The organism is Acidovorax sp. FG27 (assembly GCF_040365715.1).
In the GTDB taxonomy this organism is placed as follows: domain Bacteria; phylum Pseudomonadota; class Gammaproteobacteria; order Burkholderiales; family Burkholderiaceae_C; genus Paracidovorax.
On the sequence record NZ_BAABVY010000010.1, the window covers coordinates 1 to 17,746 of the forward strand.

19 protein-coding genes are annotated in these 17,746 nt (G+C 68.2%); 11 read left to right on the forward strand and 8 right to left on the reverse strand.

Translation table 11 applies throughout. The annotated features are described in order from the left end of the window. Positions 1-187 (reverse strand): cyclic nucleotide-binding domain-containing protein (locus tag ABWV53_RS13800; RefSeq protein WP_353366731.1); only part of this gene is annotated, 187 nt, incomplete at its 3' end. Between the two features lie 245 nt (positions 188-432). Between ABWV53_RS13800 and ABWV53_RS13805 the strand changes: the two genes are divergently transcribed. The 4 genes from ABWV53_RS13805 to ABWV53_RS13820 all read left to right on the forward strand — a co-directional run bounded on the left by ABWV53_RS13805 (position 433) and on the right by ABWV53_RS13820 (position 3,876). Then, positions 433-957 carry an Mpo1 family 2-hydroxy fatty acid dioxygenase gene (locus ABWV53_RS13805; protein ID WP_353361859.1) on the forward strand — a complete coding sequence of 175 codons (525 nt, stop codon included), beginning with the start codon at positions 433-435 and terminating at the stop codon, positions 955-957. Between the two features lie 146 nt (positions 958-1,103). Continuing rightward, the gene (locus ABWV53_RS13810) at positions 1,104-2,480 is read left to right on the forward strand and encodes a hypothetical protein (protein WP_502903817.1); all 1,377 of its coding nucleotides are present in this window, start codon (positions 1,104-1,106) and stop codon (positions 2,478-2,480) included. Between the two features lie 120 nt (positions 2,481-2,600). Then, positions 2,601-3,137 (forward strand): inorganic diphosphatase, encoded by a 537-nt coding sequence (ppa, locus tag ABWV53_RS13815; RefSeq protein ID WP_353361855.1) that lies wholly within the window; start codon positions 2,601-2,603, stop codon positions 3,135-3,137. 217 nt (positions 3,138-3,354) lie between these two features. After that, positions 3,355-3,876 carry a chemotaxis protein CheW gene (locus tag ABWV53_RS13820; protein ID WP_353361853.1) on the forward strand — a complete coding sequence of 174 codons (522 nt, stop codon included), beginning with the start codon at positions 3,355-3,357 and terminating at the stop codon, positions 3,874-3,876. 36 nt (positions 3,877-3,912) lie between these two features. On the opposite strand, the gene ABWV53_RS13825 is transcribed toward ABWV53_RS13820, so the two are convergent. Beyond that, complete coding sequence (locus ABWV53_RS13825; RefSeq protein WP_502903900.1) at positions 3,913-5,235, reverse strand: GNAT family N-acetyltransferase; 1,323 nt, start codon at positions 5,233-5,235, stop codon at positions 3,913-3,915. 237 nt (positions 5,236-5,472) lie between these two features. Here ABWV53_RS13825 and ABWV53_RS13830 point away from each other — a divergent pair, with 237 nt between their 5' ends. After that, positions 5,473-7,125: an NAD+ synthase gene (locus ABWV53_RS13830; protein WP_353366732.1), complete on the forward strand. Its 1,653-nt coding sequence runs from the start codon at positions 5,473-5,475 to the stop codon at positions 7,123-7,125. Positions 7,126-7,192: 67 nt separating this feature from the next. Beyond that, positions 7,193-7,531 (forward strand): P-II family nitrogen regulator, encoded by a 339-nt coding sequence (locus ABWV53_RS13835; RefSeq protein ID WP_353366733.1) that lies wholly within the window; start codon positions 7,193-7,195, stop codon positions 7,529-7,531. A gap of 96 nt (positions 7,532-7,627) precedes the next feature. Here ABWV53_RS13835 and ABWV53_RS13840 read toward each other — a convergent pair whose 3' ends face one another. The 6 genes from ABWV53_RS13840 to ABWV53_RS13865 all read right to left on the reverse strand — a co-directional run bounded on the left by ABWV53_RS13840 (position 7,628) and on the right by ABWV53_RS13865 (position 11,244). Further along, the gene (locus ABWV53_RS13840) at positions 7,628-8,221 is read right to left on the reverse strand and encodes an LOG family protein (RefSeq protein ID WP_353366734.1); all 594 of its coding nucleotides are present in this window, start codon (positions 8,219-8,221) and stop codon (positions 7,628-7,630) included. Next, entirely contained in the window at positions 8,214-8,615 is a 402-nt protein-coding gene (locus tag ABWV53_RS13845) for a diacylglycerol kinase (protein ID WP_353366735.1), read from the reverse strand. The genes ABWV53_RS13840 and ABWV53_RS13845 overlap by 8 nt, the downstream gene beginning before the upstream one ends. Before the next feature lie 102 nt (positions 8,616-8,717). Continuing rightward, on the reverse strand, positions 8,718-9,293 hold the full coding sequence (locus ABWV53_RS13850; RefSeq protein ID WP_502903901.1) for an RDD family protein: 576 nt from the start codon (positions 9,291-9,293) through the stop codon (positions 8,718-8,720). 40 nt (positions 9,294-9,333) lie between these two features. Then, complete coding sequence (locus ABWV53_RS13855; RefSeq protein ID WP_353366736.1) at positions 9,334-10,224, reverse strand: DUF3106 domain-containing protein; 891 nt, start codon at positions 10,222-10,224, stop codon at positions 9,334-9,336. A gap of 10 nt (positions 10,225-10,234) precedes the next feature. Beyond that, complete coding sequence (locus ABWV53_RS13860) at positions 10,235-10,687, reverse strand: DUF3619 family protein (RefSeq protein WP_353366737.1); 453 nt, start codon at positions 10,685-10,687, stop codon at positions 10,235-10,237. Next, positions 10,684-11,244 carry an RNA polymerase sigma factor gene (locus tag ABWV53_RS13865; RefSeq protein ID WP_353366738.1) on the reverse strand — a complete coding sequence of 187 codons (561 nt, stop codon included), beginning with the start codon at positions 11,242-11,244 and terminating at the stop codon, positions 10,684-10,686. The genes ABWV53_RS13860 and ABWV53_RS13865 overlap by 4 nt, the downstream gene beginning before the upstream one ends. A 305-nt stretch (positions 11,245-11,549) precedes the next feature. Between ABWV53_RS13865 and ABWV53_RS13870 the strand changes: the two genes are divergently transcribed. From ABWV53_RS13870 to ABWV53_RS13890, 5 genes are all read left to right on the forward strand, one after another. Continuing rightward, a complete protein-coding gene (locus tag ABWV53_RS13870; protein WP_353366739.1) occupies positions 11,550-13,331 on the forward strand; it encodes an acetolactate synthase 3 catalytic subunit in 1,782 nt (593 codons plus the stop codon). Positions 13,332-13,482: 151 nt separating this feature from the next. Then, a complete protein-coding gene (gene ilvN, locus ABWV53_RS13875; RefSeq protein WP_056663545.1) occupies positions 13,483-13,974 on the forward strand; it encodes an acetolactate synthase small subunit in 492 nt (163 codons plus the stop codon). A 115-nt stretch (positions 13,975-14,089) separates the two neighbouring features. After that, positions 14,090-15,106, forward strand: coding sequence for a ketol-acid reductoisomerase (gene ilvC, locus ABWV53_RS13880; RefSeq protein WP_353366740.1), 1,017 nt, complete (start codon positions 14,090-14,092; stop codon positions 15,104-15,106). A gap of 194 nt (positions 15,107-15,300) precedes the next feature. Then, positions 15,301-16,134, forward strand: coding sequence for a CDP-diacylglycerol--serine O-phosphatidyltransferase (pssA, locus tag ABWV53_RS13885; RefSeq protein WP_353366741.1), 834 nt, complete (start codon positions 15,301-15,303; stop codon positions 16,132-16,134). A 54-nt stretch (positions 16,135-16,188) separates the two neighbouring features. After that, positions 16,189-17,727, forward strand: a complete 1,539-nt coding sequence (locus ABWV53_RS13890; RefSeq protein WP_353366742.1) for a 2-isopropylmalate synthase — start codon at positions 16,189-16,191, stop codon at positions 17,725-17,727. The last annotated feature ends 19 nt before the right edge of the window (positions 17,728-17,746 follow it).

Consider the following 17,746-nt stretch of genomic DNA (forward strand, 5'->3'; position numbering starts at 1 on the left):
ACACGGCGATCTCGCCGAACCAGGACGGCGGCTCCAGCCGGGTCAGCAGGGAGGATCGGGCACCGTCGCTCGTGCCCCCGACACCGGAGATGTCGACCGCCCCGCGCACCACCGCATACAGGCCGCAGGGCGCCGCGCCGCGCAGAAAGAGCGCCTCGCCCGATGCCAGCGTGCGCAGCTGCGCCATCCGCACCAGCGCCTTGGGCGAACTCCGGCGGCAGGGCGGCGAACCACCGGCCAGAGGCCAGCGTGGGCAGATGGGCGGCGGGGCTGGGCATGCGTTGCGGGCCAGGGCTTGTGTCGGCCAGCCGACAGACGGGCGCGGCGGGCCGACCGATTATGGAAACGAGCGGCACCGCCGCATCACAGGGCAAGCCCCGATGCGCGAGGCCCGTGAACAACCCGTCAGCACCAAAACAGAACGGAGACCGCATGAAGACGCTGAACGACCACCTGGCGCAATACGCCGCCTACCACCGCGACCCGCGCAACATCCAGACCCACTTCGTGGGCGTGCCGATGATCATGCTGGCCGTGGTCGTCCTGCTGTCGCGCCCCGGGTGGTCAGTGGGCGGCGTTCCGGTGTCCCCCGCCGTGCTGGCCGCGCTGGCCAGCTGCGTCTTCTATGCCCGGCTGGACCTGCGCTACGCCGGCGCCATGGCCCTGGTGCTGGCGGCCATGCTGGCGGCGGGCCACTGGCTGGCGGGTCAATCCACCGCGCTCTGGCTGGGCGCGGGCCTGGGGCTCTTTGCCGTGGGCTGGGTGATCCAGTTCGTCGGCCACTTCTATGAAGGCCGCAAGCCCGCCTTCGTGGACGACCTGATGGGCCTGCTGATCGGGCCGCTCTTCGTCATCGCCGAGCTGGGTTTTGCGCTGGGCCTGCGCCGCAGCGTGCAGGATGCGGTGCACGCCCGGTCGGGCCCGGTGCGGCTGCGCGCCGGCCCCCAGCGCGGCTGACGCGCTGGCGGGCGGGTGCGGCCAAGCCCGAGGCCCCGCCGCTCCGGCAGCAGGCGGCGCACCCCGGGTTTGCCGGCTGGCTGGCGCCACCGGGCGGTCGCACAATCGTCCGCACCATGTCCCACATCCCCTTCGCTCACACCCTCCTGCGCGCGAGCGCCGCCGCTGCCGTCTGCGCATCGATCCTGACGCTGGCCGGCTGCACTGGCACCCGCCTCGCCAGTCCCTCGGCCACGGCCGACCCGCTGCCTCCCACGGCCGAGGCCGCGCCGGCCGTCACCGCCTGCCCGGCCGAAGTGCCGGCCACGGCGACCTGCTGGGCTGGCCGCGATTCGGCGGGCGCCTTCTATCTCGTCGCCGTGCCCAAGGACTGGGGCGGCACGCTGGTGCTGCACGCCCATGGCGGGCCCGAGCTGGGCGCGCCCAAGGCCGAGCGCACGGCCGAAGACCTGGGCCGCTGGGCGATCATGGTGCGCGCCGGCTACGCCTGGGCCGGCTCCACCTACCGCCAGGGCGGGGTGGCGGTGCGCGCCGCGGCCGAAGACACCGAGCGCCTGCGCCGCATCTTCGACCAGTACATCGGCAAGCCCCGCCGGACGGTGCTGCACGGCCAGTCATGGGGCGCGGGCGTGGCCGCGCGCGGCGCAGAGATGTTCACCGCGCAGACCGTGGGCCGCCAGCCCTACGACGCGGTGCTTCTGACCAGCGGCGTGCTGGGCGGCGGCACGCGGTCCTACGACGTGCGCACCGACCTGCGCGCCGTCTACCAGTACCTCTGTCGCAACCACCCCCGCCCGGGCGAGCCGGCCTATGCGCTCAACCTGGGCCTGCCGGCCGGCGCGCACATGACGCGGGCCGACCTGAAGGCCCGGGTGGACGAATGCCTGGGGCTGGACCGCCCCGCCGCGCAGCGCAGCGCGGAGCAGCAGGCCCGGGTCACCACCCTGGAGCGCGTGCTGCGCATTCCGGCCAGCTCCATCCTGTCGCACATGAACTGGGCCACCTTCCACTTCCAGGAAATCAGCAGCCAGCGCACCGGCGGCGCCAGCCCGTTCGGCAACATGGGCGCGGCCTATGCCGGCTCGCCCGACGACGCGGCGCTGAACGCCGGCGTGCCGCGCCTGGTGGCCGACCCCGCCGCCTATCGCCTGTTCGCGGCCGACACCGACCCGACGGGGCACATCCCCGTGCCCGTGCTGAGCGTGAAGTGGATCGGCGACCCCACGGCCTTCGTCGAGCTGGACGCGCAATTCCGCACCACGATGGAAGCCGCCGGCAGCGGCGCGCGTCTGGTGCAGACCTTCACCCGCCAGGGCACCCACAGCTACATCAGCGACCCGACCTATCCGGCGCTGATGGGCGCGCTGCTCGCCTGGGTCGAGCAGGGCGACAAGCCCACGGCCGAGCGGGTGGCGGCGCGCTGCCGCCAGGCCGAGGCGCAGTACGGCGCCGGCTGCAGCTTCGAGCCGGGCTACCAGCCCGCGCCGCTCGCCTCGCGCGTGCCCGAGCGCGCCCGGCCCTGACGCGGCAGGCCCGGCGCCCGGCGGTGACGCGGCCCCGCTGCCGCGTCGCCTAGAATCGCCGCGACCCGGCCACGGCCGTTTCCCTCTCCGCTTTTTCTCTCTTTTCTTACGCGAGACCGCATGTCCCTGAACAACGTCATCCCCGGCAAGAAGCTGCCCGAGACCTTCAACGTCGTCATCGAGATCCCGATGGAATCGGACCCGATCAAGTACGAAGTGGACAAGGACAGCGGCGCCATCTTCGTGGACCGCTTCCTGACGACGCCGATGTACTACCCGGCCAACTACGGCTACGTGCCGCAGACCCTGTCGGGCGACGGCGACCCAGTGGACGTGCTGGTGATGACGCCCTACCGCCTGCCCCCCGGCGTGGTCGTGCCCTGCCGCGCCCTGGGCATCCTGAAGATGGAAGACGAAGCCGGCGTGGACGGCAAGGTGCTGGCCGTGCCCACCGTCAAGATCCTCAAGGCCTACCAGCACATCCAGTCGCTGGACGACGTGGAGCCGCTCAAGCTCAAGGCCATCAGCCATTTCTTCGAGCACTACAAGGACCTGGAAGAAGGCAAGTGGGTCAAGGTGCTGGGCTGGGACGGCATCGAAGCCGCCCACAAGGAAATCACCGACGGCGCGGCGGCCTACCAGAAGACCTTGGGCTGACCCATTCTTCGGGCCGCATCCGCCCGGATCGGACCAGACCGGGCGCGGACAGCGCCCACTCGATAAGCCCGCTGGCACAACCAGCGGGTTTTTTCATGCCCGCACGCAAAAGCCCTTTCAGTGCGGGTTTGTCACCAGCTGTAACCAAACCGCTGCTATGCTGGCCGATTGGCTCGCGCCCGGCGCGGCCCGCCACCGTTTCCAAGGACCGTTTGCCATGTCTTCGCCGTCGTTCTCTTCTTCCTCCGCCCACCCCGCCGGCTCGCACGCGGCGGGCGCCAACGGAGCCGCCGAGTTCCTGACCTTCCGGCTCGGCCAGGAGGAATACGGCATCGACATCCTGCGCGTGCAGGAAATCCGGTCCTACGAGCAGCCCACCCGCATGGCGCATGCGCCGGAATTCATCAAGGGCGTGATCGACCTGCGCGGCGTGATCGTGCCCATCGTCGACCTGCGGCTGAAGCTGCAGTGCCCTACGGCCGAATACACCGACTTCACCGTCGTCATCATCCTCAACGTGGGCGGCACGGTGATCGGCGCCGTGGTGGATGCCGTGGCCGACGTGGTCGCGCTGGCCGAGGGCGAGATCAGGCCGGCGCCCCAGTTCGAGAGCCAGATCGACGCCGCCTTCGTGCGCGGCATCGCCACCGTGGGCGAGCGCATGCTGATCGTGGTGGACATCGAGTCGCTGCTGAGCAGCGCCGAAATGGGCCTGGTGCGCTCGGCCGCCGTGGGCTGACGCACGTACGGCTCGGCCAGGGGGCCGATTGCCAGCTCAGCCCGGGGTTTGCCGGAACGGGCTGCGCGCCTGCAGGTGCTCGAGGTACTGCGCCACGCCCGCGCCCTCGCGTTCCAGGAACCGGTCCACCGCCTCGGCGAACGCCGGGTGGGCCAGCCAGTGCGCGCTGGTCGCCTGCACCGGCAGCAGCGCCCGCGCCATCTTGTGCTCCCCCTGCGCTCCGCCCTCGAACCGCTGCACGCCCTGGGCGATGCACCAGGCGATCGGCTGGTAATAGCAGGCCTCGAAATGCAGGCAGTCCACCCGCTCGATGGCGCCCCAATAGCGGCCGAACGCGACTTTGGGATGTTTTGGGCCGCCAGCGCTTGATGCATCGGCGCCGACAGCTATCAAACTGGTAGCAATGGGCTGGCCGTCGCGCTCGGCCACGAACAGCACCCAGGCTTCGGGCAGGTCTCGCTCCATCCGGTGGAAGAACTCGCGCGACAGGTAGGGCGGGTTGCCGTGTTCCAGGTAGGTGCGCTCGTAGCAGCGGTAGAAGAAATCCCAGTCGCTGGAAGTGATCTCGGCGCCCTGCAGGGCGCGGAAGCTGACGCCGGCTTCCGCCACCCGCCGCCGCTCCTGCCGGATTTTCTTGCGCTTGTCCTGCGACAGCGAGGCAAGGAAGTCGTCGAAATCGCGGAAGGGGCGGGCCGGCACGGAGGCGTCTGCAGGCACCGGGTCTGCGGCAGGACGGCCCAAGGCGGTGGGTGGGGCGGCAGGGCCGTCAGCGGCAGCCGATACCCCAGCCGGCGCCGCATTCTTCCAGTGGAACTGCACGGTGTGCCGCAGCATGAGCCCCTGCTCGCGGGCGGCATCCACGTCCGATTCGGCGGCGAACAGCAGGTGCAGCGACGAGAGTTCCGACTCCTCGCACCATGCCAGCAGCGCCTGCAGCAGGGTGGCGCGGGCCACGTCGCTGCGGGCCAGCAGGCGGGCGCCGGGCACGGGAGTGAAGGGCACGGCGACGACGGCCTTGGGGTAGTAGTCGATGCCGTGGCGCTGGTAGGCGTCGGCCCAGGCCCAGTCGAAGACGTATTCGCCATACGAATGGGTTTTCACATAGAGCGCGCAGGCGGCCTGCAGCGCCTCGCCCTGCCACAGCGTGAAGAAGCGCGCCGTCCAGCCGGTCGCGGGGGTGGCGCTGCCGCTTTCCTGCAGGGCGGCCAGGTAGGCGTGGCGCAAAAAGGGCGTGGGGTGCGGCTGCTCGGCCAGCAGGCCGTCCCAGGCGGCGGCGTCGATCTGGCCGGCCCGCTCGGCCACCCGCAGTTCGTAGGGAGAGGGCTGCGCTGTCGGCGGAGGTGTCGAAGGTGAGGGCAAGGGCGGGTCTTTCGGTCTTTCGATCGGCACGAACGTCAACAACGTTCCGAGCGAACGCCCCTTGGGGCGCCCACGCGATGGTGCCACCGGATGGACCACCCCGCACGGGCTGGGGTTGGCGGCGACATGGCGGCGGATGGCGGGCCGCTGCCCTGCGGCCAGCCGGCCGAAGCCCCGCCTGGCCGTGCCACTGCAAGGCGGGTGACATAATCGTTTCAGTCTTTTTCTCCCCTCCGTATGTCATTCGTCATCAGCATCGCCCAGCTCAACTTCATCGTGGGCGATTTGCAGGGCAACGCCCAGAAGATCATCCAGGCCGCCCGCGACGCGCATGCCGCCGGCGCCCGCCTGTTGCTGACGCCCGAGCTGGCCCTGTGCGGCTACGCGGCGGAAGACCTGTTCCTGCGCCCCGCCTTCCTGGCCGCCAGCGATGCGGCGCTGGGCGGGGTGGCGCGCGCCACGGCCGACCTGGAGGGCCTCGCCATTGTCGTCGGCCATCCGCAACGCCTGCCCGCCGATCCCGCCGGCCGCTGCGCCAATGCCGCCAGCGTGGTGCGCGCAGGCCGCATCGAGCAGACCTACGCCAAGCAGGAATTGCCCAACTACCAGGTGTTCGACGAACGCCGCTACTTCACGCCCGGCACGGACACGTGCGTCTTCGAGGTGGAAGGCCTGCGCGTGGGCCTGCTGATCTGCGAGGACGCGTGGTTCCCCGGCCCGGCGCGGCGTGCGGCCGAGGCCGGTGCGCAGCTGCTGGTGAGCATCAATGCATCGCCATTCCACGCCGGCAAGAGCTCCGAGCGCGAGCAGATCATGCGCGACCGGGTGACGGAGACCGGCCTGCCGCTGGTTTATGCGCACCTGGTCGGCGGCCAGGACGAGGTCGTGTTCGAGGGCCGCTCTTTCGGCCTGAACGCGGACGGCTTCATCGCCCTGCGCGCCGCCGGTTTCGAAGAAAAACTGGTGCTGGCGCAGGTGGAACAAGCGCCTGATGCTATCAAAGTTGTAGCTGACGTGGTGCCCGTGCCGCCGCTGGAGGCCGATCTCTGGTCGGCCCTGGTGCTGGGCGTGCGCGACTACGTGGGCAAGAACGGCTTCCCGGGGGCGCTGCTGGGCCTGTCGGGCGGCATCGATTCCGCGCTGGTGCTGGCCATCGCCGTCGATGCGCTGGGCGCGGACAAGGTGCGCGCGGTAATGATGCCCTCGCCCTACACGGCCGACATCAGCTGGATCGATGCGCGCGACATGGCCGAGCGCCTGCGCGTGCGCTACGACGAGATCTCCATCGCACCGCAGTTCGAGGCGTTCAAGGCGGCACTGGCGGGCGAGTTCGCCGGCCTGCCCGAGGACACCACGGAAGAGAACCTGCAGGCGCGCATCCGCGGCACGCTGCTGATGGCGCTTTCCAACAAGTTCGGCTCCATCGTGCTGACCACCGGAAACAAGAGCGAGATGGCGACCGGCTACTGCACGCTCTACGGCGACATGGCCGGCGGCTTCGCCGTCATTAAGGACCTGCCCAAGACCCAGGTGTTCGCCCTGGCGCGCTGGCGCAATGCCAACGACCCGTTCGGCACCGGGGCGAGCCCCATCCCCGAGCGCATCATCACCCGCCCGCCCAGCGCCGAGCTGCGGCCAGACCAGACCGACCAGGACAGCCTGCCGCCGTACGACGTGCTCGACGCCATCGTGGCGCGCTACATGGAGGGCGACGAGCCCATCGAATCCATCATCGAGGACGGCTATGACCGGGCGGACGTCGAGCGCGTGACCCGTCTCATTAAGCTCAACGAATACAAGCGCCGCCAGGCGCCGGTGGGCATCCGCGTCACGCGCCGCAGCTTCGGCAAGGACTGGCGCTACCCCATCACCAACCGCTTTCGCGCCTGACGGGCTCGCCCGCCACCGCACCATCCCTTTCGCATCCGCCATCCGCCCCATTCCAGGAGACACCCCAATGAAAATGATCACCGCCGTCATCAAGCCGTTCAAGCTCGAGGAAGTCCGCGAGGCCTTGGCCGAGTGCGGCGTGACCGGCCTGACGGTGACCGAGGTCAAGGGCTTCGGCCGGCAAAAGGGCCACACCGAGCTCTATCGCGGCGCCGAATACGTGGTGGACTTCCTGCCCAAGGTGAAGGTGGAGGTCGTCGTCAAGACGGACGACGTGGACCGCTGCGTGGACGCCATCGTGAACGCCGCGCGCACCGGCAAGATCGGCGACGGCAAGATCTTCGTGACGGCGGTGGAGCGGGTGGTGCGCATCCGCACCGGCGACCTGGACGAAGCCGCCGTCTGACGACTGGCACCTGGCGCCTTGCGCCCGTCGCCGGCGCGGCGCCAGGGCGGGCGGTGCGTTGGCCAGGCGCCGCCCCGCGGCGCCGGGCACCTGCGTTCAGATCACTTCGCGCAGCGGGATGTCTTCCATGTTGCTGCCCGCGTCCTGCACCAGCGTGCGCAGCAGCGGGTCCACCTCGTCATGGGTGGACAGCAGGCCCATCTGCCAGTCGCTCATCAGCCCGCTCCGCACGCTGGTCTGCAGGAAGGCCATCAGCCCGTCGTAGTAGCCGTCGACGTTGAGCAGGCCCACCGGCTTGTCGTGGTAGCCCAACTGCCGCCAGGTCCAGACTTCGAACAGTTCCTCGAACGTGCCGATGCCGCCGGGCAGGGCGACGAAGGCATCGCAGCGCTCGGCCATCAGGGCCTTGCGCTCGTGCATGCTGGTGACGATGTGCAGCTCGTCGCACTGCTGGTTGGCCAGCTCCTTGTCGACCAGCGCCTGCGGAATCACGCCCACCACCCGGCCGCCCGCCAGGCGCGTGGCCTCGGCCACGGTGCCCATCAGGCCGCTGCGGCCGCCGCCGTAGACCAGCTGGCCGCCACGCTCGCCGATCCAGCGGCCGACGTCGGTGGCCGCCTGGGCGAAACGGGGGTTCTCTCCGGCGCGGGAGCCGAGATAGACGCAAAGCGAGAAAGCGGGATCAGCCATGGACGAAAAACCTTTGGTACAGCGCCGCCGCCCAGATGCCCGAGCACAGCAGCAGACTCAACAAGACGGCCGCGCTGCCCAGGTCCTTGGCGCGCTTGGACAGCGCGTGCAGCTCGGGGCCCACGCGGTCGATGGCCGCCTCGATGCCGGAATTGAGCAACTCGGTGATCAGCACCAACATCACGGCGCCGATCAGCAGGGCCATTTCCACCCAGCTGCGGCCGACCGCGAAGGCGGCCGGCAACAGCACGGCCGCGATGCAGGCTTCGGTGCGGAAAGCCTTTTCGCTCCAGCCCGCGCGCAGCCCCTGCAGCGAATAGCCGGTGGCATGCCAGACACGGCGGATGCCGGTGCGGGCCTTGTGGGGGTGCGGGGCGTGGGGCAGCGAAGACATGGGTGGCAGAAGCGGTATTTTGGCGCAGAGTCACGCCCCGAAATGCAAGGCAGGCCGCCGGGCGGCGCTGGGCCGTCGCCAGGCGGCCGGCCGTGGGGCCGCTCAGCGCTTGCGCGGCGGCAGCTGGAAATGCACCAGCCGGGTGCCCGCCAGCGCGTCGTGCCAGAACTGCCGCTGCGGATGAAAGCGGCTGAGCAGCGCCCAGATCGCGACCCAGCCCAGCACGATCACGGTGGATTCGGCGCCCGACAGCTGGAACGGCGCCATGGCCGCCAGGGGCGGCAGGAACCACAGCCAGCTCAAAGCGTAGCGCAGCAGGGCGCGGCGCTGGCTGATGGCCCGGCCGTCCCGGCCGACGATGCGGATGTGCCAGGTCTTCATCGCGAGCGTCTGCCCCCGCGCCCAGAACCAGGTGAAATAGATGGCGAAGACGATGAAGAGAAAGCCTTGCAACGCGTGCCGGTTGTCGAGCGCGTTGCGCGTCTGGCTCAAGGTGCCGAAGAGGTAGCCGGCGATGAACACCACCCCGAACATCAGCATGCCTTCGTACAGCCAGCACGCCATGCGGCGCCAGAGGGGCGGGGCCATACCTTGGAGCGCGGCAGCGGCCACGTCGGCGGGCTCCGGCGCAGGCTGCGTCGCTGCGCGCTCGGCGGCGGAAGGATGAGGCACGGGCATGCGGCGGGGGAGTGGGGTGCGGGTGAGCGGCGGCGCCGGCTCACTGCGGCGGGTGGATGGGCGTGAAGTCGCGCTCCGCCGGCGCGGCCGGCGCGTCGGACGTGCTGCTGGCCGGCGGCAAGGGCTGGGCCACGGCCGAGGGTACGTTGACCGGCGCCGTCTCCACCGGCAACGGCGACGCCGATGAAGACGACAGGGGCGATGCGGAGGAGGGCGCCAGCACCGGCAGGGCCTGGGGCGAATGGAAGGCGCTCACGGGCGGGATCTTGGGCGGATTGGCCCGGGTCACGGCCATGACCGCCGCCGCCGCCGGCACCTTGGCCAGCTTGCGGGGCGCCACCGGGTGCAGCGACAGCGCGGCGCCTTCGGGCTTGGGCGCCGCCCGGGCGGCCAGGCGATCCTTTTCCTCGGCGCTGAGCGCCTGGTAGGCCTCCCACTGCGCGCGCTTGCTGTCGGGCGCCAGCCTGGCCGTGGCCGCGTAGTTGAGCCGCGCCTGGCTGCGCTGCTGGGTGCTCAGGCTCGCCCAGACCGTCATGCGTTCGACCATCTTGGCCTGCTCGTCCGCGGACAGCGACCGAAAACTGCCGGCCAGGTTGATCCAGTGGCGCTTCTGGGCCTCGCTGAGCACGGGCCAGCGCTCGGCCAGCGGCGCCAGGGCCTGGCGCTGGGCGGCGGTGAGTTCGTTCCAGCCCGGGCCGACGGGCTCGGCCGGCGCGGGAGTGCTCACGCGCCGCACGGCCGGCGGCGCCGACAGCCCGCTGCGGGCCTGGGCGTGCTGGGCCGCCCGGGCCTCCACCGGCACCGCGGTGCCCGGCGCGGTGCGCACCTGCGTGACCACCTGCCAGCCCCCGTAGGCGAGACCGCCCAGCAATGCAAAAGCCAGCACGGCGGCTGGCAGGATGCGGGGAGCGTCAGACAGGCTGAGGGGCATGCAGATCGAATCAGCGGCCGTTGTCGGCCGTCTTGAGGAATTGGAGGAAACCGGGGTCGGTGTAGGCGGAAGGGGGCAGGTCGTCGGTCAGCAGGGCCGTATCGACCTCGGCGATCTCGTGCGCGGTGTTTTCGTCCTGCGCGATGTTGATGAACACCAGGCCGACCACCAGCGCGGTCAGCGGCACGGCGGAAATCAGCGCACGCCACCAGTTGCCGCCCTCGCCACCCCAGCCGAGCGTAGCACTGCCGCCCGAAGACACCACGACCGGCGCGGCAACCACGGGCCGAACCGGCACCACCACCGGCTTGCGGCGCCTGTCCAGCGCCTGCACGCGCGCGGCGCGCAGCCGCTCGGTGATGTCGTAGGGCAACCCGTCCGTGCCTTCGTTCAGGCGCGCGGTGACACGGCGCGCGAAACGGTCGGCGGCGAGTTCTGCGGATGCGGAGGGGGTGCGGTTCATAGTTCGATTCCTTTGGCCTTCAGTGCCTTGCCCAGGGTCTGGACCGCGCGGAAGCAATGCGTCTTCACGCTGCCTTCCGAGCAACCCATGGCCGCTGCGGTTTCTGCAACATCCATTTCCTCCCAGTAACGCATCAGGAATGCCTCTCGTTGACGGGGCGGCAATTCCTGTATCTCGGTTTCGATGTCGCGAAACACCTGCGCCCGCCGGGCGAGGTCCTCGGCGCTGTCGGCCGTCTCGCTGCCGGCATAGGTTTCGAGCAGGTCGAAGTCTCCGCCCTCGTCGTCCGGACCCTCGAAATCGCTCATGCTGGAAAACAGCGCGTTGCGGGTCTTCTGGCGGCGGAACCAGTCGAGAGTGCAATTCGAGAGGATGCGCTGGAACAGCATCGGCAACTCGTTGGCCGGCTTGTCGCCGTAGTGCTCCGCCAGCTTGAGCATGCTGTCCTGCACGATGTCCAGTGCCGATTCCTCGTTGCGCACGTGATAGAGCGAGCGCTTGAAGGCTCGTTTTTCGACGCTCTTGAGGAAGTCGGACAGTTCTCGTTCGGTGGCCAAGTGTGAAAAGGCCCGCGGGCGGGCGAACAGCGGAGAGAAGGCGCCGCGGGGGGCCGAGCGGCCGCTCGAGGCCTGGCGCCAAAGCGCGCGATTATGGCACCGGTGGTGTATTTTTCCGACAGGTGGACTGTTGCAGTTCGGCTAATGCCATAATCGCCGCTGCAAGTCAAAAGGCAAACGGGTCCCGGTCCGGCGTAGCAATCATCTCGCCCATGGCCGAGGCCTCAAGTTCCGAGGCGGCTCCACAAGGGCTGGTTCGAGGAGCACCCAAGGTTTTTCGTCAGAGAAATTCGCAAAGGTTGATCATGGAAATCTCCAAAGCCGAAATCGCATCGGCAGCGGCCGCCGTCCAAGGCGCCGCCGGCCCCCAGGACCTCATGGGCGCCGAAATCCTCGTCAAATCGCTTCAGGCCGAGAACGTCCAGTACATCTGGGGTTACCCCGGCGGCGCCGTCCTCTACATCTACGACGCGCTCTACAAGCAAGACACCATCCACCACGTTCTGGTGCGCCACGAGCAGGCGGCCGTGCACGCCGCCGACGGCTATGCCCGCGCCACGGGTGAAGTGGGCGTGGCGCTGGTCACCTCTGGCCCGGGCCTGACCAACGCGGTGACGGGCATCGCCACCGCGTACATGGATTCGATCCCGATGGTGATCATCTCCGGCCAGGTGCCCACGCCCGCCATCGGGCTCGATGCCTTCCAGGAATGCGACACCGTGGGCATCACGCGTCCCATCGTGAAGCACAACTTCCTGGTGAAGGACCCGCGCGACCTGGCCATGACGCTGAAGAAGGCGTTCCACGTGGCGCGCACCGGCCGCCCCGGCCCGGTGGTGGTCGACATCCCGAAGGACGTGTCCTTCAAGAAGGTGCCCTACACCGGCCACCCGCAGACGGTGGAAATGCGCTCCTACAACCCGGTGCGCAAGGGCCACGGCGGCCAGATCCGCAAGGCGCTGCAGCTGCTGCTGACCGCCAAGCGCCCCTACATCTACACCGGCGGCGGCGTGCTGCTGGGCAATGCCTGCGAAGAGCTGCGCACGCTGGTGGACATGCTGGGCTACCCGGTCACCAACACGCTGATGGGCCTGGGCGCCTATCCGGCCAGCGACCGCAAGTTCCTCGGCATGCTGGGCATGCACGGCACGGTCGAGGCCAACAACGCCATGCAGAACTGCGACGTGCTGCTGGCCGTGGGCGCGCGGTTCGACGACCGGGTGATCGGCAACGTCAAGCACTTCGCCCAGAACGACCGCAAGATCATCCACGTCGACATCGACCCCTCGAGCATCTCCAAGCGCGTGAAGGTCGACATCCCGATCGTCGGCGACGTGAAGGACGTGCTGACCGAGCTGATCGCGATGATCCGCGAAACCCCCACGCGGCCCGACGCCGGTGCGCTCGCCGCCTGGTGGGACACCATCGAGACCTGGCGCAAGCGCGACTGCCTGAAGTACAGCATGGGCAGCGGCGACGTCATCAAGCCGCAGTACGTGGTGGAGACGCTCTGGAACATGACCCGCGACGCCGACGCCTATGTGACGTCCGACGTGGGCCAGCACCAGATGTGGGCCGCGCAGTACTACCGCTTCGAGGAGCCGCGCCGCTGGATCAATTCCGGCGGGCTGGGCACGATGGGCGTGGGCATTCCCTATGCCATGGGCATCAAGCTCGCCAAGCCGCAGTCGGAGGTGTTCTGCATCACCGGCGAAGGCTCGGTGCAGATGAACATCCAGGAGCTGGCGACCTGCCGCCAGTACGAGACGCCGATCATCATCTGCTCGCTCAACAACCGCTTCCTGGGCATGGTGCGCCAGTGGCAGGAGATCGAATACTCCGGCCGCTACAGCCACAGCTACATGGATTCGCTGCCCGACTTCGTGAAGCTGGCCGAGGCCTACGGCCACGTCGGCATGCTGATCGAACGGCCCGAGGACGTCGAGCCCGCCCTGCGCGAGGCGCGCCGCCTGAAGGACCGCACGGTGTTCCTAGACTTCCGCACCGACCCCACCGAGAACGTGTTCCCGATGGTGCAGGCGGGCAAGGGCATCACCGAGATGCTGCTAGGGTCGGAAGACCTCTGAAGCCATTTCACGCGTGATCGGGCGCCAGCGCCCGGTATTCCTGCGCATATCGCTATCGAATCGATAGCAATCCCATCGACGAATCTATTGCCTGCCGAGCCCGCCGCTTACCGGCGCCGGGGGAGGGCAGCAAAAAGAGGAATCCGCATCCATGAAACACATCATCGCCGTCCTGCTGGAAAACGAACCGGGCGCGCTCTCGCGCGTCGTGGGCCTCTTTTCCGCGCGGGGCTACAACATCGAATCGCTGACCGTGGCTCCCACCGAGGACGCCTCCCTGTCGCGCATGACCATCCAGACCCATGGGTCGGACGACGTGATCGAGCAGATCACCAAGCACCTGAACCGGCTCATCGAAGTGGTGAAGGTGGTCGACCTGACCGAAGGCGCCTACACCGAGCGCGAGCTGATGATGGTGAAGGTGCGCGCCGTGGGCAAGGAGCGCGAGGAGATGAAGCGCATGGCGGACATCTTCCGCGGCCGCATCATCGACGTGACCGACAAGAGCTACACCGTCGAACTCACGGGCGACCAGTCCAAGAACGACGCGTTCCTGCAGGCCATCGACCGCAGTTCCATCCTGGAAACCGTCCGCACGGGCGCCAGCGGCATCGGCCGGGGCGAGCGCGTGCTGCGCGTCTGAAGCGCGCCGGCCATGGGCATCGCGGCGCTGCGCCCGCGCAGCGCTTCGGCTCACCCGATGTAAGACAATTCCACCGTTTTTTTATTTCGACTCACCCATTTCAACCGGAGCACCCATGAAAGTTTTCTACGACAAAGACACCGACCTCAGCCTGATCAAGGGCAAGACCGTCGCCATCATCGGCTACGGCTCGCAGGGCCATGCCCACGCACAGAACCTGAACGACAGCGGCGTGAAGGTGGTGGTCGGCCTGCGCAAGGGCGGTGCCTCGTGGGACAAGGTCGGCAAGGCCGGCCTGACGGTGATGGAAGTCAACGACGCCGTGAAGGCCGCCGACGTGGTCATGATCCTGCTGCCCGATGAAGACATCGCGGCCGTCTACAAGAACAACGTCGAGCCGAACATCAAGCAAGGCGCGTCGCTCGCCTTCGCCCACGGCTTCAACGTGCACTACAACCAGGTCGTGCCCCGCGCCGACCTGGACGTTTGGATGGTCGCCCCCAAGGCTCCCGGCCACACCGTGCGCAACACCTACACCCAGGGCGGCGGCGTGCCCCACCTGGTCGCGGTGCACCAGGACAAGTCCGGCAAGGCCCGTGACCTGGCCCTCTCTTACGCGGCGGCCAACGGCGGCGGCAAGGCCGGCATCATCGAGACCAACTTCAAGGAAGAGACCGAGACCGACCTGTTCGGCGAGCAGGCCGTGCTGTGCGGCGGCGCCGTCGAGCTGATCAAGATGGGCTATGAAACCCTGGTCGAAGCCGGCTACGCGCCTGAAATGGCCTACTTCGAGTGCCTGCACGAACTCAAGCTCATCGTCGACCTGATCTATGAAGGCGGCATCGCCAACATGAACTACTCGATCTCGAACAACGCCGAATACGGCGAGTACGTGACGGGCCCCGAGGTCATCAACGAAGAATCGCGCAAGGCCATGCGCAATGCCCTGAAGCGCATCCAGAATGGCGAGTACGCCAAGATGTTCATCCAGGAAGGCCGCCTGAACTACCCATCGATGACGGCCCGCCGCCGCAACACGGCCGACCACAGCATCGAAGTGGTGGGCGGCAAGCTGCGCGCCATGATGCCCTGGATCGCCAAGAACAAGCTGGTCGACCAGACCCGCAACTGATCGACGGGCTCCCCGAAGATCCGCCCGGTGCGCGCCCTGGCGCGCCCAACGAAAGGCCACCCTCGGTGGCCTTTTTTCATGGGCGGTGCAGGCAGCCGCCTACACTGCGCTGTTCGCGGGTGCTCGCACGCCCACTCTGATATGATTTTGATAGCGGCTCGAGCTGATTCGACGGGCGCTGGAGGCCATTTTCAATGCAAAAAAGTGATGACAGAAGCCGCAGCGGCGACGTGCTGGTGCGCCGCCGGCGCAAGGGCATCTACATCCTGCCCAATCTGTTCACGCTGGCGGCGTTGTTCGGTGGCTTCTATTCGGTGGTGATGGCCATGGATGGCCGCTTCGACATGGCGGCAGTGGGGGTGTTCTGCGCCATGGTGCTCGACAGCCTGGACGGCCGCGTCGCCCGCATGACGAACACGCAGAGCGCGTTTGGCGAGCAGATGGATTCCCTCTCCGACATGGTGTCCTTCGGCGCGGCCCCGGCGCTCATCGCCTACGAATGGTCGCTGCGCGGCCTGGGCCGCTGGGGCTGGATCGCCGCCTTCGTCTACTGCGCCTGCGCGGCGCTGCGGCTGGCGCGCTTCAACGTCAACACCGGCGTGGTCGACAAGCGCTACTTCCAGGGCCTGCCATCGCCCGCCGCCGCCGCCCTGGTGGCGGGCTACATCTGGCTCATGACGGAGCTGGGCGTGAAGCCCGGCGACGACCTCTGGCTCAGCTGGAACACGGTCACCTGGATCACCTTCGCCTTCACGCTCTATGCCGGCCTCACCATGGTGACCAACGTGCCGTTCTACAGCTTCAAGGACATCCAGATGAAAAAGAGCGTGCCGTTCGCCGCCATCGTGCTGATCGCGCTGGCCATCGCCATCGTCAACATCCACCCGCCCACGGTGCTGTTCGGCGTCTTCGTGCTCTATGGCCTGTCGGGTTACGGCGTGTATGCGTGGCGCAAGGCCAAGGGCCAGCACAGCAGCGTCATCAGCATCTCCACCGACGAGCCCGACGAGCGCGGCCTGCACAAGTGAAGCGACGCGCTGCCCTTCGACCACGAACCCATTCATTGCAAGCAGGAGACCACGATGGCTGACAAACTGATCATTTTCGACACCACCCTGCGTGACGGCGAGCAGTCGCCCGGCGCTTCGATGACCCGCGACGAAAAGCTGCGTATCGCGCGCCAGCTCGAACGCCTGAAGGTGGACGTGATCGAAGCCGGCTTCGCGGCCAGCTCCAACGGTGACTTCGAGGCGGTGCAGACCATCGCGCAGGCGATCAAGGACTCGACCATCTGCTCGCTCTCGCGCGCCAACGACCGCGACATCTCGCGCGCGGCCGAGGCCTTGAAGGGCGCCAACAGCGGCCGCATCCACACCTTCATCGCCACCAGCCCGCTGCACATGGAAAAGAAGCTCCGCATGACGCCGGAGCAGGTGCTGGAGCAGGCCCGGCAGTCGGTGCGGTTTGCGCGCAACCTGGTGGGCGACATCGAGTTCAGCCCGGAAGACGGCTACCGCAGCGATGTGGACTTTCTCTGCCGCGTGCTGGAGACCGTCATCGCCGAGGGCGCCACCACCATCAACGTGCCCGACACCGTGGGCTACGCGGTGCCCGAGCTGTACGGCCATTTCATCAAGACGCTGCGCGAGCGCATCCCCAACAGCGACAAGGCCATCTGGTCGGTGCACTGCCACAACGACCTCGGCATGGCCGTGGCCAATTCGCTGGCCGGCGTGAAGATCGGCGGCGCCCGGCAGGTGGAGTGCACCATCAATGGCCTGGGCGAGCGCGCCGGCAACTGCTCGCTGGAGGAAGTGGTCATGGCCGTGAAGACGCGGCGCGATTACTTCGGGCTGGAGCTGGGCATCGACGCCCAGCACATCCTCGCCGCGAGCCGCATGGTCAGCCAGACCACCGGCTTCGTGGTGCAGCCCAACAAGGCCGTGGTGGGCGCCAACGCCTTCGCCCACGCCTCGGGCATCCACCAGGACGGGGTGCTGAAGGCACGCGACACGTATGAAATCATGCGCGCCGAAGACGTGGGCTGGACGAACAACAAGATCGTGCTCGGCAAGCTCTCGGGCCGCAACGCCTTCAAGCAGCGCCTGCAGGAGCTGGGCGTGCAGCTGGAGAGCGAAGGCGAGATCAATGCGGCCTTTTCCAAGTTCAAGGAGCTGGCCGACCGCAAGAGCGAGATCTTCGACGAGGACATTCTCGCGCTGGTGAGCGACGAGAGCGTGGCCACCGAACGCGAGACCTACGGCTTCGTCTCGCTGTCCCAGCACAGCGAGACCGGCGAGCGCCCGCAGGCCCGCATCGTCTTCACCGTGGAAGGCCGCGAAGTGCATGGCACGTCGGATGGCAATGGGCCGGTCGATGCATCGCTCAAGGCCATCGAGACCCATGTGCAGAGCGGGGCCGAAATGGTGCTGTATTCGGTGAACGCCATCAGCGGCTCCACCGAAAGCCAGGGCGAAGTCACCGTGCGGCTGCAGAGCAGCGGGCGGGTAGTGAATGGCGTCGGCGCCGACCCGGACATCGTGGTCGCGTCAGCCAAAGCCTACCTGAGCGCGTTGAACAAGTTACAAAGTAAAGCCGAGCGCGTTGCAGCGCAAGGCTGAACGGCGAATTTATAATTCA